This is a genomic window from Gilliamella sp. BG2, assembly GCF_046635645.1.
GTDB classification, from domain to species: domain Bacteria; phylum Pseudomonadota; class Gammaproteobacteria; order Enterobacterales; family Orbaceae; genus Gilliamella; species Gilliamella bombi.
The window spans coordinates 1-23,891 of record NZ_JBIDFF010000006.1 but is presented as its reverse complement, the minus strand read 5'-3'; the positions used below and the strand labels follow the sequence as shown (position 1 = coordinate 23,891).

At 36.8% G+C, this 23,891-nt stretch carries 34 protein-coding genes; 23 read left to right on the top strand and 11 right to left on the bottom strand.

Translation table 11 applies throughout. The features are described from left to right. From ACGH6Q_RS03895 to ACGH6Q_RS03845, 11 genes are read right to left on the bottom strand one after another with little or no spacing between them, the layout of a single operon-like run. Entirely contained in the window at positions 1–507 is a 507-nt protein-coding gene (locus ACGH6Q_RS03895) for a hypothetical protein (RefSeq protein ID WP_065636010.1), read from the bottom strand. After that, complete coding sequence (locus tag ACGH6Q_RS03890) at positions 476–919, bottom strand: gp16 family protein (RefSeq protein WP_085165876.1); 444 nt, start codon at positions 917–919, stop codon at positions 476–478. The genes ACGH6Q_RS03895 and ACGH6Q_RS03890 overlap by 32 nt, the downstream gene beginning before the upstream one ends. Next, entirely contained in the window at positions 920–1,342 is a 423-nt protein-coding gene (locus ACGH6Q_RS03885) for a hypothetical protein (RefSeq protein ID WP_174798523.1), read from the bottom strand. It lies immediately after the preceding gene. Continuing rightward, positions 1,335–1,478, bottom strand: a complete 144-nt coding sequence (locus ACGH6Q_RS03880) for a hypothetical protein (RefSeq protein ID WP_167370098.1) — start codon at positions 1,476–1,478, stop codon at positions 1,335–1,337. The genes ACGH6Q_RS03885 and ACGH6Q_RS03880 overlap by 8 nt, the downstream gene beginning before the upstream one ends. Before the next feature lie 2 nt (positions 1,479–1,480). Further along, the gene (locus ACGH6Q_RS03875; protein WP_085165879.1) at positions 1,481–2,002 is read right to left on the bottom strand and encodes a host-nuclease inhibitor Gam family protein; all 522 of its coding nucleotides are present in this window, start codon (positions 2,000–2,002) and stop codon (positions 1,481–1,483) included. Positions 2,003–2,021: 19 nt separating this feature from the next. Continuing rightward, positions 2,022–2,294 (bottom strand): hypothetical protein, encoded by a 273-nt coding sequence (locus ACGH6Q_RS03870; RefSeq protein WP_085165880.1) that lies wholly within the window; start codon positions 2,292–2,294, stop codon positions 2,022–2,024. Then, positions 2,294–3,526: an ExeA family protein gene (locus ACGH6Q_RS03865; protein WP_411591985.1), complete on the bottom strand. Its 1,233-nt coding sequence runs from the start codon at positions 3,524–3,526 to the stop codon at positions 2,294–2,296. Before ACGH6Q_RS03865 ends, ACGH6Q_RS03870 begins: the two co-directional genes overlap by 1 nt. Continuing rightward, positions 3,526–5,304, bottom strand: a complete 1,779-nt coding sequence (locus tag ACGH6Q_RS03860; protein WP_174798521.1) for a DDE-type integrase/transposase/recombinase — start codon at positions 5,302–5,304, stop codon at positions 3,526–3,528. Before ACGH6Q_RS03860 ends, ACGH6Q_RS03865 begins: the two co-directional genes overlap by 1 nt. Positions 5,305–5,329: 25 nt before the next feature. Continuing rightward, on the bottom strand, positions 5,330–6,334 hold the full coding sequence (locus ACGH6Q_RS03855; RefSeq protein ID WP_174798520.1) for a hypothetical protein: 1,005 nt from the start codon (positions 6,332–6,334) through the stop codon (positions 5,330–5,332). Positions 6,335–6,339: 5 nt separating this feature from the next. Further along, on the bottom strand, positions 6,340–6,648 hold the full coding sequence (locus tag ACGH6Q_RS03850; RefSeq protein WP_065574272.1) for a helix-turn-helix domain-containing protein: 309 nt from the start codon (positions 6,646–6,648) through the stop codon (positions 6,340–6,342). A gap of 45 nt (positions 6,649–6,693) precedes the next feature. Then, positions 6,694–6,885, bottom strand: coding sequence for a DNA-binding protein (locus tag ACGH6Q_RS03845; protein WP_065567015.1), 192 nt, complete (start codon positions 6,883–6,885; stop codon positions 6,694–6,696). 93 nt (positions 6,886–6,978) lie between these two features. Here ACGH6Q_RS03845 and ACGH6Q_RS03840 point away from each other — a divergent pair, with 93 nt between their 5' ends. The 23 genes from ACGH6Q_RS03840 to ACGH6Q_RS03730 all read left to right on the top strand — a co-directional run bounded on the left by ACGH6Q_RS03840 (position 6,979) and on the right by ACGH6Q_RS03730 (position 23,588). Then, positions 6,979–7,386, top strand: a complete 408-nt coding sequence (locus ACGH6Q_RS03840; RefSeq protein WP_085165883.1) for a helix-turn-helix domain-containing protein — start codon at positions 6,979–6,981, stop codon at positions 7,384–7,386. Next, a complete protein-coding gene (locus tag ACGH6Q_RS03835; protein ID WP_174798518.1) occupies positions 7,383–7,967 on the top strand; it encodes a hypothetical protein in 585 nt (194 codons plus the stop codon). The genes ACGH6Q_RS03840 and ACGH6Q_RS03835 overlap by 4 nt, the downstream gene beginning before the upstream one ends. Positions 7,968–7,976: 9 nt before the next feature. After that, positions 7,977–8,363 carry a hypothetical protein gene (locus ACGH6Q_RS03830; RefSeq protein ID WP_411591983.1) on the top strand — a complete coding sequence of 129 codons (387 nt, stop codon included), beginning with the start codon at positions 7,977–7,979 and terminating at the stop codon, positions 8,361–8,363. Positions 8,364–8,563: 200 nt separating this feature from the next. Next, the gene (locus ACGH6Q_RS03825; protein ID WP_065569101.1) at positions 8,564–9,652 is read left to right on the top strand and encodes a nucleoid-associated protein; all 1,089 of its coding nucleotides are present in this window, start codon (positions 8,564–8,566) and stop codon (positions 9,650–9,652) included. Continuing rightward, positions 9,652–10,848: a hypothetical protein gene (locus ACGH6Q_RS03820; protein WP_411591981.1), complete on the top strand. Its 1,197-nt coding sequence runs from the start codon at positions 9,652–9,654 to the stop codon at positions 10,846–10,848. The genes ACGH6Q_RS03825 and ACGH6Q_RS03820 overlap by 1 nt, the downstream gene beginning before the upstream one ends. 82 nt (positions 10,849–10,930) lie before the next feature. Then, positions 10,931–11,347 (top strand): putative holin, encoded by a 417-nt coding sequence (locus tag ACGH6Q_RS03815; RefSeq protein WP_411591980.1) that lies wholly within the window; start codon positions 10,931–10,933, stop codon positions 11,345–11,347. 2 nt (positions 11,348–11,349) lie between these two features. Beyond that, positions 11,350–11,973 (top strand): transglycosylase SLT domain-containing protein, encoded by a 624-nt coding sequence (locus ACGH6Q_RS03810; protein ID WP_411591978.1) that lies wholly within the window; start codon positions 11,350–11,352, stop codon positions 11,971–11,973. Next, a complete protein-coding gene (locus ACGH6Q_RS03805; RefSeq protein ID WP_411591976.1) occupies positions 11,966–12,433 on the top strand; it encodes a hypothetical protein in 468 nt (155 codons plus the stop codon). The genes ACGH6Q_RS03810 and ACGH6Q_RS03805 overlap by 8 nt, the downstream gene beginning before the upstream one ends. A gap of 104 nt (positions 12,434–12,537) precedes the next feature. Beyond that, positions 12,538–12,738, top strand: coding sequence for a TraR/DksA C4-type zinc finger protein (locus ACGH6Q_RS03800; RefSeq protein WP_085165892.1), 201 nt, complete (start codon positions 12,538–12,540; stop codon positions 12,736–12,738). Then, a complete protein-coding gene (locus ACGH6Q_RS03795; RefSeq protein WP_065574282.1) occupies positions 12,735–13,037 on the top strand; it encodes a DUF2730 family protein in 303 nt (100 codons plus the stop codon). Before ACGH6Q_RS03800 ends, ACGH6Q_RS03795 begins: the two co-directional genes overlap by 4 nt. 6 nt (positions 13,038–13,043) lie before the next feature. Continuing rightward, positions 13,044–13,340 carry a hypothetical protein gene (locus tag ACGH6Q_RS03790; protein ID WP_065588008.1) on the top strand — a complete coding sequence of 99 codons (297 nt, stop codon included), beginning with the start codon at positions 13,044–13,046 and terminating at the stop codon, positions 13,338–13,340. Between the two features lie 2 nt (positions 13,341–13,342). After that, complete coding sequence (locus ACGH6Q_RS03785; RefSeq protein WP_085165894.1) at positions 13,343–13,888, top strand: phage protein Gp27 family protein; 546 nt, start codon at positions 13,343–13,345, stop codon at positions 13,886–13,888. Next, a complete protein-coding gene (locus tag ACGH6Q_RS03780) occupies positions 13,885–15,276 on the top strand; it encodes a terminase large subunit domain-containing protein (RefSeq protein WP_411591973.1) in 1,392 nt (463 codons plus the stop codon). The genes ACGH6Q_RS03785 and ACGH6Q_RS03780 overlap by 4 nt, the downstream gene beginning before the upstream one ends. Next, entirely contained in the window at positions 15,276–16,772 is a 1,497-nt protein-coding gene (locus ACGH6Q_RS03775) for a DUF935 domain-containing protein (protein ID WP_411591972.1), read from the top strand. Before ACGH6Q_RS03780 ends, ACGH6Q_RS03775 begins: the two co-directional genes overlap by 1 nt. Further along, entirely contained in the window at positions 16,765–17,994 is a 1,230-nt protein-coding gene (locus ACGH6Q_RS03770; protein WP_411591971.1) for a PBECR2 nuclease fold domain-containing protein, read from the top strand. Before ACGH6Q_RS03775 ends, ACGH6Q_RS03770 begins: the two co-directional genes overlap by 8 nt. Before the next feature lie 101 nt (positions 17,995–18,095). Further along, positions 18,096–18,578 carry a phage virion morphogenesis protein gene (locus tag ACGH6Q_RS03765; RefSeq protein WP_411591968.1) on the top strand — a complete coding sequence of 161 codons (483 nt, stop codon included), beginning with the start codon at positions 18,096–18,098 and terminating at the stop codon, positions 18,576–18,578. Positions 18,579–18,809: 231 nt separating this feature from the next. Beyond that, a complete protein-coding gene (locus ACGH6Q_RS03760) occupies positions 18,810–19,886 on the top strand; it encodes a hypothetical protein (protein ID WP_085165898.1) in 1,077 nt (358 codons plus the stop codon). A 65-nt stretch (positions 19,887–19,951) separates the two neighbouring features. Continuing rightward, entirely contained in the window at positions 19,952–20,311 is a 360-nt protein-coding gene (locus ACGH6Q_RS03755; RefSeq protein WP_174798505.1) for a DUF2190 domain-containing protein, read from the top strand. Between the two features lie 62 nt (positions 20,312–20,373). After that, positions 20,374–21,300 (top strand): phage capsid protein, encoded by a 927-nt coding sequence (locus ACGH6Q_RS03750; protein ID WP_411591966.1) that lies wholly within the window; start codon positions 20,374–20,376, stop codon positions 21,298–21,300. 50 nt (positions 21,301–21,350) lie between these two features. Continuing rightward, positions 21,351–21,872, top strand: coding sequence for a gp436 family protein (locus tag ACGH6Q_RS03745; RefSeq protein WP_411591965.1), 522 nt, complete (start codon positions 21,351–21,353; stop codon positions 21,870–21,872). Beyond that, positions 21,869–22,318 carry a hypothetical protein gene (locus ACGH6Q_RS03740; RefSeq protein ID WP_411591962.1) on the top strand — a complete coding sequence of 150 codons (450 nt, stop codon included), beginning with the start codon at positions 21,869–21,871 and terminating at the stop codon, positions 22,316–22,318. Before ACGH6Q_RS03745 ends, ACGH6Q_RS03740 begins: the two co-directional genes overlap by 4 nt. 19 nt (positions 22,319–22,337) lie before the next feature. Continuing rightward, a complete protein-coding gene (locus ACGH6Q_RS03735) occupies positions 22,338–23,099 on the top strand; it encodes a hypothetical protein (RefSeq protein ID WP_411591959.1) in 762 nt (253 codons plus the stop codon). Between the two features lie 72 nt (positions 23,100–23,171). Then, a complete protein-coding gene (locus ACGH6Q_RS03730) occupies positions 23,172–23,588 on the top strand; it encodes a DUF6631 family protein (protein ID WP_174798501.1) in 417 nt (138 codons plus the stop codon). Positions 23,589–23,891 lie beyond the last annotated feature (303 nt).

Sequence of the window (23,891 nt, the reverse complement as noted above, 5' to 3'; positions counted from 1 at the left end):
TTACGCTCCTGTTTTGTTCTTATACCAATCTAGTGCACCGGGTATATTTTTTTCTAATTTATTAAAATCGATACCGGCTCTATACATCTGTTCAAAATACTCTTCATTACTGCTACGAGCTGGTTTGTCTTCTTCTTTATGTTCAACGTATGCAAATAAATGCTTAGTTGATTCATAAACAGATTTTAAGTAGTTATGATTTTTAAACGGTTTATACTCACTAGTTAAACGCTTAGCGTGAATATTATTAACTGTTTCCCGTAGTGCGTGAGCTAGATGCCTGCTTGGTTGATATAATTTCAGAACTTCATTAATTAAGTTTACTGCTCTAGAATTACTTAAATTTGATTTTTGAGTACGAAATAAACCAATATAGGCAATCATCGGTTTAGCACAGCCATAGTTTAAATTACTTACTAATATAAGTAATTCTCTGCCAGAATCATCTTCGACTAATGCTTCTAAATTAATTTCGTTATGACAAATTGGGCAACGTGTTAATTTCATTTTTATTCCTTTTTACGCGTTCTAGCCAACTTTTTAGGCTTTCAATTACAACCATTGCTTGTTTTTGGGTAAGCCAATCCATCACTTCAACACCAGTAATACGTTTTACATATGAATTGATAGTTTTTTCTGAGCGGTTTTTTACTTCACCTACATCAGCTAGCTCTAGCCATAATGAGCGTATTTTTTTATGAACTGGTTCTGTAGCAGTTATCTTCCCTGTTTTTTTTGATGATTTAACTTTAAAACCTTTTGATTTCAGGTTATTTAGAATTTTTTCCAGTTCCCAAACAGTCATATCCTTGGTGCTAGTTTTTTTAGTTATATTCAGTAATAGATGACGATAGGTATCGTCATCCAGATTAAGTTGAGATTTTGCAATATGAATCAGCTTGATGTATTTAGATTTCATCTAGATAGAACCTGATTTTGATTTTAACTTAACATATTCGGCATAGAGTTCATCATATATCTGTCCATCGACATAACCCTGCCCCTGAACTTCACGCATAAACGAATGTTCATGACTGATTGAAACATGATAATCAGGCATATAGCGTTTAGGATTAGAAAATTTAGTTTTCATTATCAAATTAAATTTTTCTAATAAATCAAATTTATTAGCTATATCAACCAAAATATCTTTAACATCATCATTTATTGATGGTAGTTTACCTAAATTTTTTTTTATGATTCTTTCAATATCATTTCTAATTGATTCATTTAAGTCAGAAAATGCGACAAAAGATAATTGACCTCCTAAAATATTTTGATTTGCATGAAAAGACGGTTCTTTACCATTTTCAAATTCAATTATTAATGTCACTTTACCCATTTGCTAATTCCTCTAGCTCGTCGATGATGCGATCAGCTTCAAATTCAGATAAACCATACTCTTTACAGTGAACTATAAAATTAGCTGTCTGGCTTAATATAAATTGATGCAAAATATAAAAATCTTGTTTTTGCATAGTTAAATAACCTCCTGTTCAAAAGGTACTATCGCAAAATCCTCTACATCTTTTTTGATAGTGATGCCAGGAACATGTGCTACTACATTTGGTTCGTTTAAAATAGCTTCTTTATTAACTTCTTCTTTTGTACGAATAAATCGTTCCAATTTTAGCTTTTTCAGGGTTTCTATAACTGTTTCTAACCCCCGAATAACACACGATGGTGGACGATTGCGCCATTGCACTTCACCAGTAACTAAATTGGCTGATTTAACTTTGCCATTGTTGGTTAATTCATCACGGTTTGCTTCGCACCAAATTTGGATACCTTTTTGTATTTCTACTGACTTCTTTTTTAATACTTCAATACTTGATGAATAACTTGCAGTAATTTCAGCGATCTTATCGTTCATTTCGGTTTCTAATCGGATTAATTCACGCTGTATATCGCCTAAATATTTAATAGCCTCTGTTGCTTGATCTTTTGATTGCACAACATAGATTGATGCGGTAGCTTTAATACGTTTTTTAGTCTTTATCATTTCTATAGCTCCTATTCGATTAATGCAAACGACTAATATCGCGTTCTTTCCATATAACTCGGCAGCCATTTAATTCAAATTGCCCAAACCTGTAATAACCTTCATGTCGGTAATACATCGCTTTACCCACAGCTATAAACTTATTGCACTTTGGGTGATGCTCAATTTCAATAGTTGGCTTTGAAAGTGAATCATGATAAAAACCAATGACGGTAAATTCTTCATTAGATAATATAGTTACAGCATTATTAACCGCATTGATGCTATTATTGATGAGTTGGTTCTTTTTCATCAGATATCTCCTCGGTCTTTGATACACTCAACAATTACTTCACCTGTAACTTTTAGCGCACCAATGCGTGCAGCTAGATTTAATGCGTTAGAAACAAGGTTATTTACTGCTAATGGATAACATAATGAACGCACTTGCTTTTCACCTCGACGTGTTGTTGCAACACGTAACCGATTGATGATTTCATTAAATGCAGATGAATCAAATAACGTTGTATAGTCCATATCAACACGTGAAAATTTATGCTTGATATATTCTTCAACTTTAAAATCAAGTGGTTTTAAGTTCACAACTTCACAGCGTTGCACAACTTCACGAACCTCTGGGTTATACTCTGATAGTTTTGTTTGTAGCTCTGTTTGCCCAATCAAGATAATTGATAGCAGTTTTTTAAAGCCTTCTTGTAGCTCATAAAAGCGTTTTAAATGCTTAAGCGTATGAATTGATAAACCATGAGCTTCTTCAATAATCATTAAATGTTTACGACCTGATAATGCGCTATTTTTAAGTAAAGTATGCATTTGCCTTGCTCGTGCTTCAGCACTGCGTTTTGGTTTTGCTTGTGGATCAATCGCATTGATGATTGCACCACTAATATCCATACTTTTTAGTGATTTACCTTTGACTTCGTTATCTTCTAAACCAAGTACATACGGCTCAATAACCGTTATTGGTTCATGATTAATATTGATCCAATCAATTAAATCATGGCGCAATGTGGATTTACCGCTACCTGATTCACCAATTACCGCCAACATTCCGCCATGCTTTGCTGTTTGACGCATTGCAGCACGTACATAACGAATATCATCAGAAAGATAGACATCGGCATCTTGGGTCATTTCATCCGTAAATGGATCCCTTGGAATGCGGAAATGTGCACGAGCATCTCGATTTATAGTTTGTTTTCGTAGTAACATATAGGCTGACTCCTTTGTTAAGTGTTTTTCATTTGAGTCAACTGGCACAGCGTCGTCCGCCAAGATTTCGGCTGTGTCAGTTTCTTCTTCAAAAATATTTATTAAATAATCATTGCTTAAACCTAATTTTATTAATCCCTTTTCAATCTTCTGCTCTAGTTCTTCATGCTTAATAGAGCGTGGCCAAATATTGTGATTAACGAGTTGGCTAATTACTGCTTGGCTGATTGAATTGCCTTTATAATCAATATGCTTAGCGAGTTGTGCCTGTTTGATATTGAATTGCGTCATTACGCTTTTTAATTTCAGCATTATTTAACACTCCTAAACCCTGTCGTACCGTCACCGACTGCAACAGGTGTTGTAAATGTACGAATTAGTGAATCTAACGAATCTTCCGGTACACCATCTTGATAACGAACCGATAGCCACTTATTTTCATCAGTTGTTAATCTGCGACCAATTGAACTGGTAATACGCATTAAAGCTGCGGTTAGCGTTAATGTTGTTGCAGCTAGCTTTAAATGTTCCGGTGTCTCAATTTCATTGCCTTTTTGTTCAAAATAAGCTGGATGATTTATATCATCTAGATAACTGAGTGTATTGAGTTTGCCACCGAACGGTGCTACTTGTTTTTGCTTTGCTTTTTTGATTTCATCTTCGGTCATATTTGGGTATGCCACTTGATCCATCGCTTTCGCTGCTTGTTCAATTTCTGTATTACCTTTAGATTTATATTCCTCGCCAATTACAGGTGCATCTAAACGTTGTCCAAACTTATCAAAATTGCGATCTGGCTCAATACGGTAGATTAATGACTCGCCGTCATAACGAGGGACTTCAATTTGAATAGCACAATCACCGTAAACTAATGAACGCACACTGACTTTATCTTTAACAGCAATACCCTCTAAGCCTTTTAAACTATAGACTAATGATGATTCTGATTGTGGATGTTTGAAACTAATGGTTAAATCAGACTTAACTTGGCGCTCTTGCTCACGACTTGCCATTAATGCCTGACAAACTTCTATAGATGGCAATGTACGTAATTGTTCTGCCGTAATATGTTGCCAGAGCGCTTGGCGTGATACAGGTTCTGATAACCCAATACGACGCAAACGTGTATCTTGCCCAGGTAAACGATTAGCGTTATATGCCTCCGCCCAGTTCATTGCTGCATGATTTAACTCATCAATACAGTTAACTGGTTGAAACTTTAAACGGCTTTCAAACTGTGTTTCGATGATATTGTTGGCATTTTCTACACCGCCTTTAGCTCGTGCATTACCTGCTTCGTGTTCTAGATATTTAACTTCTAAATGGTCTAGCAAGTTCTTGATTGCTGATGATGTATTTGCTGAACCTTTATCCCAATACAATAGCTTTGGTACACCGTGAAATAACCGCCCATCTTGCTTACCCCAAGCAAACATTAAAAACTGGAATAATGAGTGTTGGTTTTCGCCAGCTGCTTCTACATACCACGGTATAATCATGCCCGATGCGCGATCATACAAAGTATAACGCCAGACTTTGTATTTAACTTTTGCGTAGTTTCCTAACTTATTTTTATAAAAATCACGGTCACGCATAATATGTTGTTTATCTTTCATGTAATAAATTAGGCATAGAGAAGGATCTACTTCGTGCACATGATTAGGATGTAATGCACGTAATGACTGAACAGGATTTGCCACTTGTTGTGCTTTTACATTCATTTTGCGGTTTCGTAATAACCTAGTAAAATGATTAGTACTTACACCAATTTCATAACCATTTTGTTTTGCAATACTTGTTGCTGTTGTTGTAAACATAGTTTGTTTACCATTATCACGCACCGACTCTTTACATATTGCTCCGACCACATTTAAAGCAATATCAGAAACACTTGTATCACCTTTATCAGCTCTGCATTTCCGATCACTTGACCAACCACAAAACTCTTTTAATTGTCGGTAAATAGTTTGTTTAGAAATACCTAAAAAGGCTTGAGCTTCACTCATAATAGCGCTTCTTGAACCAAAATTTGTGTTATCTAGCTTAATTGCTAATTCATTTAAATAGCTGCGAATATTAGGTGATACCATTTTTAAATTCCCTTGATATGAAATATCATTTATATAAATCTTGGATATTCTCATTTACTAAAGATTCTTGTCGCTGTTGAGCTTCCATAATATCGCTATCAAATTTGCTCCAAAGTTCACGATGCACATAACGAGCTTGATCTAAAGTTAATACGGCCGAACCATTCAATGTTAATAATGCAATTTGCATTGATTCAGGCAATGAATATGGTTTTTCGGGATCGTAATCAGGGTCATTCTCCAGTATTTCGAGCATCAATTTATACATAATGTCTACATACTGCCTTTGTTCTTCAAATAGCTTATCCATGCGTGATTGTGTTTCTGCTATCTGTTTTTTAAACGGCTCTAAACGCTCATCTAGTGGTACGGTTTTCATTTCAAATTGTGCTAGTTTTATTGCTAATTCTTCCTTTTCTTTCGCTACATCAGCATTACGTTTGCTCAGGGCTTTATAATCAGCTTGCAAATTACTATTTTCTTTTTTGAGCTGCTCTTTTTCTTTAGCATTTTTAGCAATAAATTCTTCTGCCAATTCAACTAATGCCTCTTTATCACCTGCTTTGGCAACTTCAATCAGTGCTGTTTTTTGGTCCTCAGGTAACTTACGATATTGGCGTAACTCACGGTAACCGATACCCATGCGTGACATAGATTCAAGGGCTTCTTCACCAAATGCTTTTAGGTTTGCTATATCTAATTCAATTTTGTCTCTAGATGAACCGAGTAACAGACAAAAATCTTCCCACGTTCCTGAAAATAGCGAACCGTTCGCGGTTTTCATTCCTTTAAGTTGTTGATATAGTTTATTTTCACGGATAAAAGCCAATTTAGATGTGCGAACCGTTCGCGAAAACTGTTCAAAAGCCTCAGCCATTTGAGCCTGACCTAAAACTTGATTAACTAAATCACGAGATTCGTTATATTCACTTTGAATAGTAGTCATGGTATTCATTGCATCATTAATCCCTTGCTCATCAATTGCAGGTAGTTCAATTTCGTCTTTTGCTTTGTTTGCTTGTCTTGCCATTTTATTTATCCTCTTGAACCAGCAGTAATACGCTGATTGATTTCTGTTATTTGGTCTTGCATTTTAGTGATGTGAATTGCATGCGCTTGGGCTATTTGCAACATTTGCACACTATGAGCAAACAAACCATTATCTAACTTAATTACTAGTCCTTCCTCGATTAGTGTTTGAAGTGAACGCGTTACATTAACAGGTGATTCATTAATCATCTTTGCGATATCGCCATTAGATAAACCCGTTAACGTATAACCTTTAAGCGCTTTTAGTACCTTAAGTATTCGAGTGCCAGATGTCGAAATTTGTGATTTGTTCATGTTTTTCGCCCTTTTTCTGTATATGAAAAACTGTTACAATCAGCATTAGTAAGCTTGTTTTAAGCCAAGTTTTACTGCTATATCGTGTGTTTTACCACGATGAGCACGGCTTAAACCATTTAAAACGTTATAAACAACAACGGGGTGGTAACCATTTTCAATCGCCCAAGATTTGATAGTTTTGCCTTTTTGTTGAAATTGTTGCTTAACTTGTTCGGGAGTGAGAACTTTAGACATTTTTAGCTCCTTTGATATAAGTTATTAATAAGTGATTTATAAATTATGTGTTAAATTATGGTATAAATATTTATACCTGTCAAGATAAAAAGTATGCAAAAAAATATCGGATTAAGACTAAAAGAAGAACGTGAACGTATGGGACTTAGCCAAGTTGCTATGGGAGAAATTGCTAATGTAAAGAAATTAACTCAACTTAATTATGAAAAAGGTGAGAGATTTCCTGATGCGTTATATTTATCTACATTAGCTAATTTTGGGTTAGATGTTCAATATGTTGTAACTGGTATTAGAACAACAAATAATTTATCTGTTGATGAGCAAGATTTAATTGACAAATTTAGAATAGCACCATTGGCAATTAAAGCGGCAGCCTTAGGTGCACTAACGGCAGGAACGGCTCAGCAGGCAGGGGTTAATATTTCGAATAATACAATTCGAGGTGAAGGTCAAATTGCTGGTGGAAATATTTATACAACTAGGAGGCGGAAAACAAAGTGACGGTTAGACTTCAGGATAATACAGCAGAACAAATAGCTGGTAGAGATATTTATAATATTACGTCAAGTAATGATGATGAGTTAGATACTCGCCCGTTGGTTCCCGCTCAACGAAAATCCCTTAATAGTTTAATTTCTGATATTGAAAACTACGGGGAGTTAACGGCACCAGAACTATGGCTTAAACTACACGCTACTCTTGGTGTTTGTAGTATTAATGAAATAACTGTTTCACAATTTCCTATTGCTGATAAATTTTTAACTGATGAATTTGAAGCAGCTAAAGAAAAAGCATCTTGCAAAATGCTTATCCATTTGATTCTTTGTGAAATTAATGACAAAGATGAATTAAAAGATAAGATGAATCATTACAGTAAACGGCAATTTTGTACTTCAGATTTAAAACGGCTTAATAAAATGCAGCTACAAAATGTATTAAATTATGTTGAAGAACTTTCTAATTTAGAGAAATTAAATAATCAAAATTTATATAACCAAACAATAACTTTATTCAGAACTCAAATAAAACCCACGTTAGCAATATTTGCCGTGGGTTTTATTTTGGGGGCGATTATTTTTTAAGGATTAAAGATGAAAAATTTATGGTTATTTTGTACTTCAATTATATTTAGCGTTTTTTTATTAGTTGGCTGTGATTCTCACCCAGAATATGAGGGAAAAATAAAAAACTATATGATGGGTAAACTGAAAGATCCAGATAGTGCACAATATATATTTAAAGGCTATATGCAAGGAAAAATAGATGGTCATGATGCAACTGTTTATGTTGTATTTATTAATGCTAAAAATGGGTATGGTGCTTTTACTGGTTATAAAGAATATGAATTTGCAATCTACAAAAATCCATCTGAAATAAGTGGATTACTTTTATCCCAAGGTGGTGTTGAGGAAGTTAGCCATTTAACAAACACAGATAGATTTGAAGTTATTGAGAAAATGAAGATTATTGATGGTTAATTTATAATATTAAAAAAAACTGTAAAGCATTTGATGCTGGTCAACGCTCTTGTGTTTGGGGTGATTTTTTAGGATGTAATCAGTTTAAAGTTACTTATCAGTATCAGTGTTTGGAAGAAAATTAGACAAAGGTAATATGGAAAGAAACATCTTTATAACAGAATATAAAATAAAATTTAGTTAAACTAGAGGAAATGGGAATGGCATACACAATTCAAGCTGGTATTATCCACCAAATAAAAAAAGAACAAAATACAAAGGGTTCAGCTGCAACGTTACAACTACAAGAAGCATTGCATTCAAATAATGAGCATTTAAAAAATTTTGTTGAATATGCAGAACAACAGCTACAAAAATCAGGACGCAATAGTTCTATTAGTGGTGGTTTTGGTATTCAAAATACTCTTTCTAAGGCCTTAGCAGATGATTATTTTTCTACTAACGACCAAATTGATTACCTTCTATTATCCAAAGAAATAGCAAAAGGATTATTCCATTTTGTCACTAAGAAAAGTGCGACGACTGGCGAATACGTGCCAATGATATTCTATCGAGATCGCAGTAACACAGATTACTTATTACTCTCATTAATTAGCTTAAATAAATATATCAATATCAATACAAACGGTGAATTTTCTAATACTAGCGTTATAGATAATGATGCGTTAAAAGTAGGACTTAAAATCAATTTAGTTCAGATGGCACTGCATCATGCAAATCCAAATGACCCACCACAAGATAACTATATTCAATGGATCCAACGTGGCAGTAGCAAACTACCAGAGTATATCCAAGAGTTTGTACCTGTCAGTGAACAAATTGATAACGGTAAAACAACAAATTTGCTATTGCAAAGTGTAATGAATTACACTGAATCAACTTTTGATGACTTAAAAACTCGCCAGAAGGTTGAAACAGATATTACAACATTAATGCGAACCAAACTAGATCAAGGTGAACCAGTTCACATAGAAGAAGATATTGATAAGCTACTAGACACAGCACTTACAACACATGGTTTAAATGATAAACCTAAATTTAATGAATACCGTCAAACAAATAATATAGTATTAGACTCTTCTTTTCGAGTGGATGGACAAAAATTACAGCGTTATGAAAAATTTGATTTATCATTGGCCGAAAAAGGTATTACAATTAAAGGAACGAAATCAGAAATAGGCGAGTCTATTAAAGCGGTTACCATTGAAGAAGATAAATACCTTCAAATTAAAATTAGTGATGATGAATATACCGAATTAACCACACGCTATAAGGCTTTAGTACAGTAATGTTGAATGAATTTTTTAGTTTAGTAACGGAGATGAAGGTAAGCAAAAAAGAGCTTACAGGATTTGTTACGCCTAAAAATCAAAATGATATTACTAATTTACTGACGTGGAATGATAACCATAGTGATCAATTTCAGCTTAATAAAACAGATATCACCATTGGTGAAAACGTTGGGTTTACATTAAAACCAATTCTTCAAGATGGGTTTGGATATGCCAGTTATGAACACTATTTCGAAAATAAAACTAAATGGTGGGATAATTTAAACCTTGAGACAATAGTAGAGCATCAATGGTTAGTATTTAGTAAAAAAAATACCAGCATAAATTCACAAAATTTAGAAAAAATAATTGAATTATTGCAGTTATTAAAAGGAAAAGATAAAGTTAATGGGTTGTTTTATTCTAAATCAGATACTGTTATAGTATTTTTTAATCAAAAACCTTTTGAACTTTCATTAAAGCCACAAAATGCAGCCGATTTCATTAATTTATTAAAAAAATTAGATGAAAAGAAAATTAAAGCAATCACAGAGCTATGCTCATGGTTTGATGGTAATATTGAAAAAGAACATTTCCATGCTAAGAAAAATGCTTTCTCCGTTGCTGTTACTGACTATTTGACCGAAAAAGAAGGCTCAAATAAGCACGATATTTGTCATTTACTGGAAAATGTTGTTAATATTAATCATCAAACAGTTATTCAGTATGAACTTTATTTAGAAGATTTTTCTTACAGCAAATTTGTGAAAAAAATTGAAGAGCGTGGTGCAAAGTTCATCACTCGAATTAATGAAGCATTAAGTAAATCGGTTACTCAGATATTGGGTCTTCCAGTCGCAACAGCTGTATTTAATTTTGCTAAATTAGACATACATTGGGTCAGTATTTTGTCCCTTATTGTCTATGCATCATTATGTGGCATCGTGCTTTTCAATCAATCTAAACTATTAGATGATATTAAGGAGGAAGTTAAATTATTTGAGGATAAGTTACCTAAAAATTTGAAAAATGATTTATGGGGACTTAATTATAAAACTATTAAGAACCAGATAAAATACCAAAGTCGTTTAATAAAATTTTTATGGTGTATTATCGGTGCATCTTTAATTTATGCCTTTTTAATTGGTTTCACATTGTTAGAACCGTTTATAACCGAGCTAATTGAAGCTATAGGTAAACAATCAGTAAATTAATCTGCCCCCGTTCAAATTACATTTCAAGTAAGTAAGATCATAATAACCTCATACATTAATTTAATTAATTATGAGGTTTTTTATGGCTCACCCTATCAAAAAATTATCCCAGATTCGTTTGTTTAAATGGTATTTAGTCGCCATTACTTTATTTGCAATTATTACGTTACTATCACCTCAACAGTTGCCTGTTGTAGCTTATAAACTATCTCTTGTTTTACTTTCTGCTGTTGTTGGTTATCACCTTGACCGTGCGCTTTTCCCTTATGCATCTCCTGGAGGTTATTTATATAACGATTGGAAAGAGTTTGGTCCTGATTTTTATACCAAGCAATATATTGAGTCTTTAGAAAACAATGAACAACCAGAGGCAATGGATTCCAAAATGTGTGCGGAATACCCTGTTCTTGATGAGTATCGAACTCTGTTTGCGGTTGTTCTGATTCGTCGGGCGTTGATTGTTTCCGCTGTGATTCTTGGCGTAACACTTGGATTATAGACATGCGTTATTTAACTTTAATTATTGTGTTTATGCTGTTTAGTTGTCATTTAGCGCCTGCTATAGCAGTTGTACCAAATGATGCTAAGCAACATCAACGGGAACTGACACGTAATGCACGTGCAATCTTTGGTCTTGATGCGCCAATTGCGTTGTTTGCAGCTCAAATCCACCAGGAATCTCGATGGAAAGTAAACGCAAAATCACCAGTAGGCGCACAGGGGCTAGCTCAGTTTATGCCAACTACGGCGGATTGGATTGCAGGGGCTTACCCTAAATCATTAGGAAGCAACGAACCTTATAACCCATCTTGGGCACTGCGTGCCTTAGTTCAATATGATTATTGGTTATATCAGCGTATTAATGCAACGGCGAGTGATTGTGATAGATGGGGATTCACCCTTTCGGCATATAACGGCGGACTTGGTTGGGTGAATCGTGATCGTCAGCGAGCAAAACGAGAATACCAAGATGCAACACATTACTGGGGCGTTGTTGAAAATATTAATGGCGGTCGTAAAAGCATTAATTTTAAAGAAAATCGTGATTATCCAATTCGTATTATCTACCGTTGGCAACCTGTTTATATAAATGAAAATTGGGGTTTAGGAGTTTGTGATGATTAGAAATATAGGCAAATTAATCAAAAGCTTTTTTGTGGGCAGTAAAAATTATTTTTTGTTGGGAATAATTTTGGTTGTTGGTTTGGGTGCGCTTTACCGATTAGGTATCAGCCATGGCAAATCAATGGCCAAACAAGAATATATTGCTTTAGAAGCACAACAAGCAATGAATACTTTAAGCCAATTTATTGAGAGTACAAAGCAACTAACTAAAACTGCTAATGATGCAAGTTATTCATTGTCACAGCAGATAGCAGAAAGGAAATTATATGATGAACAATCAACTCAAGCATTACAAGATGCACTTAACAAAACGGCTAATGATCGCACTCATTGCGTGTTTGATGATAGTGTCTTGCAGTTCATCGACTCAGCCCGTGCAAATGCCGCACAAGCAACAACCCATGGTTTTACCAGCACAACTGACGGTACCATGCGAATTACCCGTAAAACGACGAAATAATACGGCTGACGGTTTAGCTCAAGCCTTAAAACAGCTTTATGATCAATACGGTCAGTGCTCAGGTCGACTTATTGAACTAATAAAATATATCAACGAGGTAAACAATGGATAACGCTGATTTAGCATCAACTGTTGAAATGGAAGCACGAGAACGAATACTAGCAAAACATCAAGCAAAGACGGGAGTATCGAGCCTGTATTGTCAAATCTGTGAAGAGCCTATAGCTGAAGAACGTCGAAAGTTAGTCGTTACTGATTTATGTATTGAATGTGCAGCATTGGAAGAAAAAAGGAATAAACGATGAATTTTAATGAACTTACCTTTAACTGGCAGTTTCTGCAATGGGCTGTAATGGCGGTGGTTGGTGTTTACTCATGGTTAATTGGACGTCAATCGGCTAGCCAAAAAGAGCTACTAGACTTACGTATTCGAGTAACACAAGTTGAAGAGACGGTTAAGTCATTACCAACTCAGCATCAGGTAACCAAATTGATTGAAAAATTAAGTAGCAATGAAGCTACTTTAAATCAGTTATCTGATCGGCTTTCAGGATTATCTCGTCAATTAGATAACATTAACCAATTTTTATTAAAGAACAAGTGAGGAATTATGAGCTACGCTGAATTTTTAAAAGAAGATCAACGTTTGGTTATTTTGCGTATCTTATATGAAATGCCAAGTTATAGCAGTAATTCTAGCATTATCTATAGTGCGTTAGATCACTATGGCCACGCTATTAGTCGTGATCAAGTTAAAACCCATTTAAGTTGGCTTGGACAACAAGACTTAATTAAAACCGAAACAATTGGTAGTGTTATTGTTGCACGTTTAACCGATTTTGGTGCTGATGTGGCCACCGGTAAAGTTGTTGTGCCTGGTGTAAAACGTCCAAGCGCAGGAGCTTAATTATGGGACGTAAATCGACAATTCACAAGCTAGAGCCAGAAGTTCGAACATATATCGAAAAATTATTACGAGCCGATCAACTTACTCTTGATGAAATGATTGCCGAACTGCAACAAACGTTTCCCAGTACTGATACGCCAAGCCGTTCTAGCCTTCACCGCTATCAAAAAGGTTTTAATGAAATGACCAATAGCTTACGTGAAATTGAAACAGCATCACGTATTTTGGTGGATGAGCTTGGTGATAGTGTTGATGATAAATCAGGGGCACTACTTGCACAAGCTGTTACAACGCTGGCAACGCGTGCCGCATTTAAGGCACATGAATCGGAAGATATCACTATCAAGGAAATTAGCTTTTTAGCAAAAGCCGCCAAAGAAGCCATGCAAGCAAGGCAATTAAGTTTTAAAGAGAGGCAGGAAATAGAGAAAGCAGCACGTGAAAAGTTATTGCGTGAGCAAAAAGAAAAACTGAATGAGCTAGAAAAAACAGGCGAAGTACCAGCTGAGATGTTAGCTAAAGTAATTAAAGCGGCGTATGACTTATGACAACACAAACCGAACCAGCTCTTAAATTATATGATTACCAAAAGCGATGGGTTAATGATACCAGCCGTTTTGCTATTGCAATGTTCTCTCGACAATGCGGTAAAACCTTTACCAGTACATTGCAAATTGTACTCGACTGTTTGCGAGCTGAAGCTCAAGGTAAACGTGCGCGTTGGGTTATTTTATCACGTGGTGAACGTCAAGCACGTGAAGCCATGAATGAGGGGGTTAAAGTTCATCTGCGTGCAATGTCCGCAGGTTTTAAAGAACTCGATTATGATTGGGATGCCAATATTCGAGCGTTAGAAGTTGAATTACCTGGTGGTAGTAAAATCACAGCATTGCCTGCAAATCCTGATACTGCTCGTGGCTTTAGTGCTAGTGTTTTACTGGATGAATTTGCCTTTCATCAAGATAGCCGTGCCATTTGGAAAGCACTGTTCCCTGTTATATCTAAACCCGGCTTAAAACTGCGTGTGATCAGCACTCCCAATGGTAAAGGGAATAAGTTCTATGAACTGATGACTGGTAAAGATGATGGTTGGTCACGCCATGTAGCGGATATTTATCAATGCGTTAACGATGGGTTACCTCGAAATATTGAGGAATTACGCAAAGGTGCCGGTGATGATGATTTATGGGCACAAGAGTTTGAACTCAAGTGGCTTGATGAAGCCAGCAGTTGGCTTGATTTTGATTTAATTACTAGCGTTGAAGATGAAAAAGCAGGAGTTCCTGAACACTATACAGGCAATCCTTGTTTTGTTGGTGTTGATATTGCTGCACGTAATGACCTATTTGTTATTTGGGTCATTGAACAAGTGGGCGATGTTTTTTGGACTCGTGAAATTATTGAGAGAAAGCGACTTTCTTTTGCTGAACAAGATTTACTGCTTGATGATGTATTTCGCCGTTATCGAGTCATTAGAGGTTGCATGGATCAGACTGGTATGGGCGAAAAACCCGTTGAAGATGCAAAACGCCGTTATGGTGAAACAGTGATTGAAGGTGTTTTATTTACCTCTCCTAACAAACTAACATTGGCAACGCAAGGTAAACAAGCATTTCAAGATAGAAAAATTCGTATTCCCGCTGGCAATAATGCCCTTCGTGCCGATTTGCATAAGTTGAAAAAAGTGACTGGCGCAACGGGGCAACCGCGGTTTGTTGCTGATTCTGATAGTAACGGCCATGCTGATAGAACTTGGGCTGCCTTTCTTGCAATTAATGCTGCTAGTCAAGATGGGTATGAAATTGAATACCAATCACTAGGCGTTCGTGATTCTTATCGTTCATTGAATGAATATGCGGTTGGTTCAGAACTGGAAACAACTGATACAGGCTTTGGCACGGTACGTGGCGGTAACGATTTTGGAGGATTTATTTAATGTTATGGTTTAAAGGTAAAAAGCCACATGTTGAAACAGGACGAGAGCTGGCAGGCACAGGTGAAAATAATGATATTACTAAATTGTATATTGGTTCGCTAGCGCTACCAGATGATAGTGTTCTTCGTAATCGGGGTGGCGGTCGTTTAGATATTTACAAAGAAGTTTTAAATGATGATGAAGTGAAATCGGCATTTACTCAGCGTCAAGATGCTGTTATATCTCGTGAGTGGAAAGTGGAACCCGGAGGCGATAAACCGATTGATATTGAAGCAGCTGATGCAATGAGCGAGTTACTGAAATCGGTTGGGTTTGACCGAGTGACTAAACTAATGCACTACGGTGTTTTTTATGGTTATGCCGTAGCGGAGTTGATTTATGGCATCAAAGATAATCTATATTGGATTGACGATATCAAAGTTCGTGATCGGCGTCGTTTTCGGTTTACTCCAATGGGTGAACTGCGTTTACTGACACAAAATAATATGCATGAGGGGATAGCATGCGAAGCACCGTATTTTTGGCATTACGCAACTGGTGCCGATCATGATGATGAACCGTATGGACTTGGGCTTGCTCACTGGCTTTACTGGCCAAGCTTTTTTAAACGCAATGATATTAAGTTCTGGCTAATTTTTCTGGAAAAATTCGGCATGCCAACAGCTGTGGGCAAATATAGTACAGGTGCAACACCTGAACAAAAACGGGACTTACTGTCACTCACTCGTGCAATTCAGACCGATTCAGGCATCATCATGCCAGATGGCATGACGCTTGAATTGCTACAAATAGCACGCTCAGGCGCAGGCGATTATAAAGCGTTTTACGACTCAATGAACGAAGCTATCCGGCGTGTAACCGTTGGACAAATTACTTCCTCAGGTGGTGCATCAAGCTCAATCGGTGGTGATGAATCACTCCAAGCTGCGGTATTAAGTTCAATTGCAAAATCAGATTCTGATGTAATGTGTGAGAGTTGGAATCGAGGACCAGGTACTTGGTTTACACAGATGAATTTTCCCGGTGCTGCTGTTCCTCAAGTTTCACGTATTTTTGATGAACCTGAGGATCTGAAATCATTATCAGAACGTGATAAAAATATTATTGAATCAACTGGCTACCGCCCAACATTGGCTCATGTTCAAGATACGTACGGCGGGGAATGGGAAGAAAAACCACAACCAGCACCAGCGGAATCGATTGATGCGCAATCTTTAAAAAACGTTGATTTTGCCGAACAGCAACCGAATAACTTTGCGCCAGTACTTCAGTCACAACGATTAAATACTGAGATGCACCCCGTTACTGATAAATGGATTAATCAAATTAAAGAACTGGTTGATAATGTTCAATCATTAGAAGAATTGCGTGATAAGTTATTTGAGCTAATTCCCGATATGCAATTAGATGAATATGCAAAGGTCATGGCTGAAGCATTAACAGCAGCTAATTTAGCGGGTCGCACAGAACTACTTGGTGATAGCAAAAATGGTTAATGTCGCATATGGCTCGTTGCCATTTAAAGAGCAAATTGAGTTTTTCCGGCGTAAAGTAAATGTGCCCACAAACAGCTATGCAGACATCTACAATAATGAGCATGATTATGCCTTTGTTGTGGCGGGTGCTAATCGTAATGCATTACTAAATGATTTTCGTGCAGCCATTGATAAAGCAATTAGTCAAGGTACAACACTGGATGAGTTCCGTAAAGACTTTGCTGAGATAGTTGAACGTCATGGTTGGAGTTATAACGGCGGTTTTAACTGGCGTACTCGTATCATCTATGAAACGAATTTAAATTCATCTTATCAAGCTGGACGTTATCAACAATTACGTGATGCTAAATTTCCATACCTAGAATACTTACATAGTGATTATGTTGAACACCCTAGAGAACTTCATCAAAGTTGGGATCATCTGGTATTAGATTTTAATGATCCTTGGTGGAATACTCACTTTCCACCCAATGGCTATGGTTGTCAATGTCGTGTTCGTGGGCGAACTAAAGGTGATTTAAAAAGAATGGGAAAACACCAACCTGACAAAGCACCAACAATAAATTGGGTTGATAGAGTAATTGGGGAAAATAGCGGTAATCCTAGAATAGTTCGAGTACCTGAAGGAATTGACCCTAGTTTTGAACATATTCCCGGACAATCAAGACTTGATAATTTTGTACCAAACCCATTAGATACAGATCCAACTTTAAAACGAGGTTTACCATCAAGCAAAGCAACTGATGAATGGCCAGCAATCCGTGAAGTAAGCAAAAATAGACTGTTAGAAAAAGGCTTAACTGAAGAAGATTATGCCAATATTTTCTTAAATGAATTTGGCGCAACATTAACTAAGCCAGCTATTTTTAAAGATGTAGCCGGTGATGCATTAGTAATCGGTAAACAGCTTTTCACTGTTAGCAAAACTGGTGAATTGAAAGTTACAAAACGTGGTCGTGAGCAATTTTTATTGTTACTTGCGGATTCGTTAAAACTGCCCGATGAAATTTGGACAAGAATGGAATACTTTGATCATCTACAAAAATCTGTAGTGCGCCGGCGCTACATTTCTCGTTTTATGATTGATGGTGAAATTAAGCCTATGCTAGCGGTATTTGAAGTGGGTGATGATGGTTGGCTAGGTGTAACAACATTTGCGCCTGATAACCCTGAATATCTAGAGCAACTGAGGGTTGGTGTTCGAGTGTTTAAACGAACATAAAATAAAACCCAATCACCGCCACGATTGGGTCGCTGTACGTGGGATTCGAGGCTTTGGCGGAAGCTGCCCGTACATACGATAGAACTAGTATAGGTGAAAAAATGATTGGCGTAAATATTGAGTTTAATATACAAGATGCTCTTGATGCTATGCTTCATATTGAAGCAGCCATAGATGATACTGAAAGTTTATTTAGTCATATGGGCGAAGTATTACTTGATATTCATGAGGCCAGATTTACGGCTCAAGAATCGCCCGATGGTGTACCTTGGAAAGAACTATCTCCTTGGTATAAAGACTCAAAACCCAAACAAAAAGATAAAATTTTAACGCTAGATGGTAATCTAAGAAGTACGTTGCATTGGCAGATTGAAGGTAATACTTTGTTATTTGGTACGAACTTAATCTATGGCGCTATCCATCATTTCGGCGGTACAATTAAGCCAGTTAAGGGCAATGCATTAAATGTGGGAGGACGTCCTGTAAAGAAAGTGGTAATTCCAGCACGCCCATGGCTTGGCATTAGCGCCCAAGATAAATTACTATTGGTCGATGTTGTGCGTGAGCACTTGGGTTTTGCTTAAAACGCAATATAACGCGTTTTAAGCCACTTTATTAAAAAAGGCTAATCAGTTTATTTACGAATCGCTTTAATCGTGTTGTAAATGCTTTATAATAAGTTTTTAGTGTATATTTCTTCTATTATTTTGCCGTTCCCCTTTTCAAATCATTAAAAAATTATCTGCCCGCGTTCAGATTACCCTTTTCTCAAAATAAGTCATGATGCTCTATATCAATTTACTGGAGCATTTTTTATGGCACTTATTCCCGTTTTTAAACCTGGTACGCATACTGCGGTAGATGGTCGAAAAATCACTTTTACTTTAGAAAACTGTATTGATTTAGCTGAAAGCTATGATCCAACGCTATCTGAAGCACCTGCTGTAATCGGCCATCCCAAACTAACAGCTCCAGCTTACGCATGGGCAAAATCATTTGAAGTAAAAGATGGTTTGGTTTATGCAAAGTTAGATCAGATTAATCCAGAATTTGCTGAAGCCTATAATGCGGGCAGTTATAAAAAACGCTCACTTTCAATTTATTTACCGGATTCACCAGGCAATCCTAAACCGGGTCATTACTATGCGCGGCACATTGGTTTTTTAGGTGCAGCAGCGCCTGCTATTAAAGGTTTGCCTGATGTTAGTTTTGCCGAATCTGACGGCGAGCAAGGTGCTGTTGAATTCTCTATGGCTGATGAAGAATTTGATGAGAATTTGATTTCAATTTTAGCTAATTTGCGTGACCTGCTGATTGAAAAAGCCGGCATTGCCAGTGCTGACCTATTTTTACCGCAATGGCGCCTTGAATCATTGCGTGCAATATCCGACAGAAAACAAAAGGAGAAAGAAAAAATGCCACAACCTTTAGACGCTAGCTTTGCCGAACAACAAGCAACAATTGACGCTAAGAATGCTGAACTAGCCAAACGTGAACAAGCATTGCTAGAAAAAGAACAAACTAACAAGCGAGCGGAATTTGCTGCCTTTGTTGATGAACTAGTTAAAGATGGAAAATTATTACCTGCGCATAAAACTACAGTTGTTGAAGTATTTATGGCGTTGGGTAGTGAACCAATTTCATTTGCTGAAGGTGATGCAACTGTTAACAGTTCCCCAGTTGATTTAATCAAAAAAGTACTTTCAGAGCGTCCCGCTTTTATGAACTTTGCTGAAAAATCGGCTGCTAGTGATAGTGAAGATAACGTTGATAAACAAGATCCAAAAGTCATTGCTGATGCAGCCAAAGCCTATCAAAAAGAACAGGCAGACAAAGGCAATACAATTTCAATTAGCCAAGCCGTTACGCATGTAACCAAAGCTAAAAAGTAAGAGCATTAATTACAGGCTGATTATTAATGTCAGCATCATTTTAATTTTAACCAAAAGGTTTTTATATGAATATTCCAGGATTAACAGTAGCAAAAACCGCTGAAGGCGAAGTCAAACCACGCGTGATAGTCTGTCATGGTAGTGAAGATGGTTTAGCAAAACAAGCGATTGACGGTACCGTATTATTAATTGGTGTTTCAACGATTGTTGGTGGCGGTGATGGTGAAGTGTTTGATGTGATTCGTAGCGGTTTAGCGCCTGTTTTTTATAGCGAAGCAATTGCGATAGGTGATCCAATTACGGCAAATGCCGATGGTCGAGCGAAAAAAGCAAATAGTGGTGATTTTATTATTGGTTTTGCTGAAGAAAATGGTAATGAAGGTGAGTTAGGCTCAATTTGGATTGCACCAAGCAAACAAGCTTGACCTGTTATTTAACTAATAGTCTATGACCTTTAATAAACAAATTTTTAATTGAGGAGTTTTATATGCAACGCCCTTTCCCAGTTGAACCGCAGTTGACTGCAATTGCTATCGCTTACCGTAATAATAAGTTAATTGCCGATGAGGTTTTGCCTCGTGTGCCTGTTTCTAGCACATCATTTAAATGGCTTGAATTTGATTTTTCAGAACGATTTACTTTGCCTAATACCAAAGTTGGTCGGACGTCACAACCCAATCAAGTTGAGTTTGGTGCCAAAGAGCAAGAAAGTTCTGTGAATGATTATGGTCTTGATAGTCCTGTTCCTCAAGATGATATTGATACAGCCATTACAGGTTATAACCCACTTGGTCATGCCGTTGAAGCCACGACTGATTTAATTTTGTTAGATCGTGAAGTTCGAGCAGCAAATTTACTTTTTAATGGTGCAAATTACAGCAATAAACAAACATTAACTACTGCACAACAATGGAATAATCTTGATAGTGACCCAGTAGCATTAATAACGGATGCATTTGATTCAATGATTCAACGTCCTAATATCGGCACATTAGGACGTCGAGTTGCCACAATATTACGCCGTCATCCCAAAATTGTTGCCGCATACCACGGTAATGCGGGTGAAAACGGCCTTGTTCCGCTAGGGTTCTTAGCTGACTTATTAGAGTTAGAAGCCATTTATGTCGGTGATGCCTTTTTAAACAGTGCAAAACCCGGAAAATCACCCGCATTACTTCGTGCTTGGGGCAATAAAGCATCATTCACGGTACGTAATAAATTAGCGAATACTAAAGGTGGTGTGACGTTCGGTTATACAGCGCAGTTTAAAGATCGTGTTTCGGGCTCGATTGTTGATCCTGATATTGGTTTACGTGGCGGTCAACGTGTTCGTGTCGGTGAATCTGTCAAAGAACTCGTTGTAGCTAAAGATGCTGGCTATCTGTTTGAAAATGTTATTCCCGCAAACAGTTAATAATGTGAACAACAACCAACGGTAATTTATCGTTGGTTTGGGTAAAGATGATGAATATTCCATACATTACATTGCTAAATTTATCCGAACGTCCAGGACTCATTGAGCTATCTCAATTGGTTGCTCAAGATGGTGAAATACCCATAGATGCTAATTTATTGGAAGTCATTATTAATGGTGGTGATGTTTCAAGTTGGTTGTCTGATGATGTTATTAAGGCAAATCGAGCAATCTCACGCATTAATGAATCAATCGCTGATACTGAAGCTGAAATAAACGGTTTTTTACGGCAACGTGGACACAAACTGCCCTTAGTTAAAGTACCACGTCTGTTAACTGATTGGGCACGCATTATTGTTCGTTACAAATTGCATCGCAATCGTGTTTCTGATGAAAAAACGGATCCGATAGTTCGTGACTATAAACAAGTTCAGGGCTTTTTAAAAATGGTAGCTGAAGGGAAATATTCACTAGGCATTGATGATGCATTGCCTGTTGCAGGTGGTGTACCAAAACAGACTGGACCGGTAAGAGTATTTGATATGAACACATTACGGGATTTTGGACGATGAGTAGCGCACCATTTGATGTTTCAGTGATTGCTGAAAAGCTAAGAAGCCTATTAGCGGATAAAACCTTAGTTTTTGTTGGTACTAGTGCTGAATACAGTAAGTTAACCGATTTAACTTCAGTGCCGACACCAGCGGCTTACGTTTTGCTTGGTAAAGAAACACCCAACGATAAGCCCGCAGGTACACGGCAGTCAGTCAGTGTTAATTTTGGTGTTGTGGTTGTTGCTCGTGATATTTCTAGCCAAGCAACCAATATTCAAAATGTTAAACAGCTAGCTAACCCAGTGATTGGAGCTGTGCGCGATTTGTTGATTGGTAAAACAGTTCAGTTTATTGACGGCGTTCGCCCAGTTAGTTGGACTGGTGGGCAAACGTTAGGTTTTCAAAATGGCGTGCTGGTTTGGATTGATTCATTTCAAACCCAACACTTCATCGGTAGCCGATAAATAATTTTAGGAGAAAGATATGTCAGATTTATTAATGAGTTTACAAGGTACCATAAATCTTGCCACCCGTAATACCGCCAGTTCACCCGTTCGACCTAATGCCTTTCGGCATGTTGGTACCGCTGACTCTTGCGAGATGGAGTTAAGTGTTGAAACCGTGACACAAAATGAATCATACACAGGACAACGCTTACAAGTTGGTGAATTAACACTAGGTAAAAGTGGCACGTTAAACTTAACGTTAAAAGATTGGTCAATTGAAAACATTGCGTTGGCGCTTTATGGTGAAAAGATTACTGTTAATTCAGGTATAGCGACAGATGAAAAATTACCAGAGAACCTGATAATTGGTGATCGTATCAAGTTAACTCATCCATTTGTAGCTGATGTCGAGTTAAAAACACCAGATGGCTCTACATTAGTATTAGGCACGGATTATGAAATCGAATCAGCTCACGCTGGATTAATCAAATTATTAACTACAACAGCATTAACTGCAACGGTAGATTATTCCTATGCTAAAAAAGAGAGCTTGGGCATTTTTACCCGTCAACCACCAGAACGTTGGTTTATGTTCGATGGTATCAATACTGACCGTGAAAATGAACATGTAATTGTGGAGCTATTCCGCGTTAAATTCAATCCAATTTCTAACTTCTCGTTACTACACAATGAGGGATACGGTGAATTACCACTTACTGCCACGGTCTTGGCTGATATGAGTCAAAACAAGGATAGTTCGCTTGGTTATTTTGGCTCATACGTTCAAAAGGCGAAATAAATTTATTTTATTATGCGGTGATGTGTCACCGCTAATTATTCAACTCTCTAATTTTATTAGTAGGTAAATAACATGGCAGAAAAAGTGACAGCAACAAAAGAAGAATCAAATGATTTAGCAACATTAATGCCGAATCGTGAAATTACACTAGTTGGTGAAACAATTACAGTACGTGAATATTCATTTAAAGATGCACTAACTATTGGTAACGAAATTGACCAGTTTGTTGCATTAATTGTGAATGAAATGAACGGTACAAACAAAATCACTATTGAGCAAGCCGACACAATTATTATGGGTAATTTAGAATTGGTTTATTCATTAATCAGTACCTCTATTCAAAAACCGATTTCGTTTATTGAAACGTTGTCATATGAAGATGGTTTACAACTACTTGATTGGTGGTGGGTTGTTAATTCTCGTTTTTTTATGAACGCGGTAACCCGCAAAATCATTCGGCAAAACGCTGCAAAACAGGCAAATCAGTAAGCTGGAGTGAAGTTTTTACATTATTAATTAAAAATGGACATGATGCGCAGCAGTTACCGCATTACACGCAACGCCAATTACTGCTGTATTACGATGAATTAATTAAGTTACAAAACCGAGAACGAGCTAACCGAATTGAGGATGTTTGTGTTGGCTTTAATAGTGGTAAACAAGTTACAAAGTTTGTAAAACAGTTACGCGGAGAGCAATAATAATGGCTAATAACGATATGAATATTGCAATGAGGTTCACGGCTGACGTGAATCGTGCTAAAAAAAATATTCATGAAGTGGGTGATGAGTT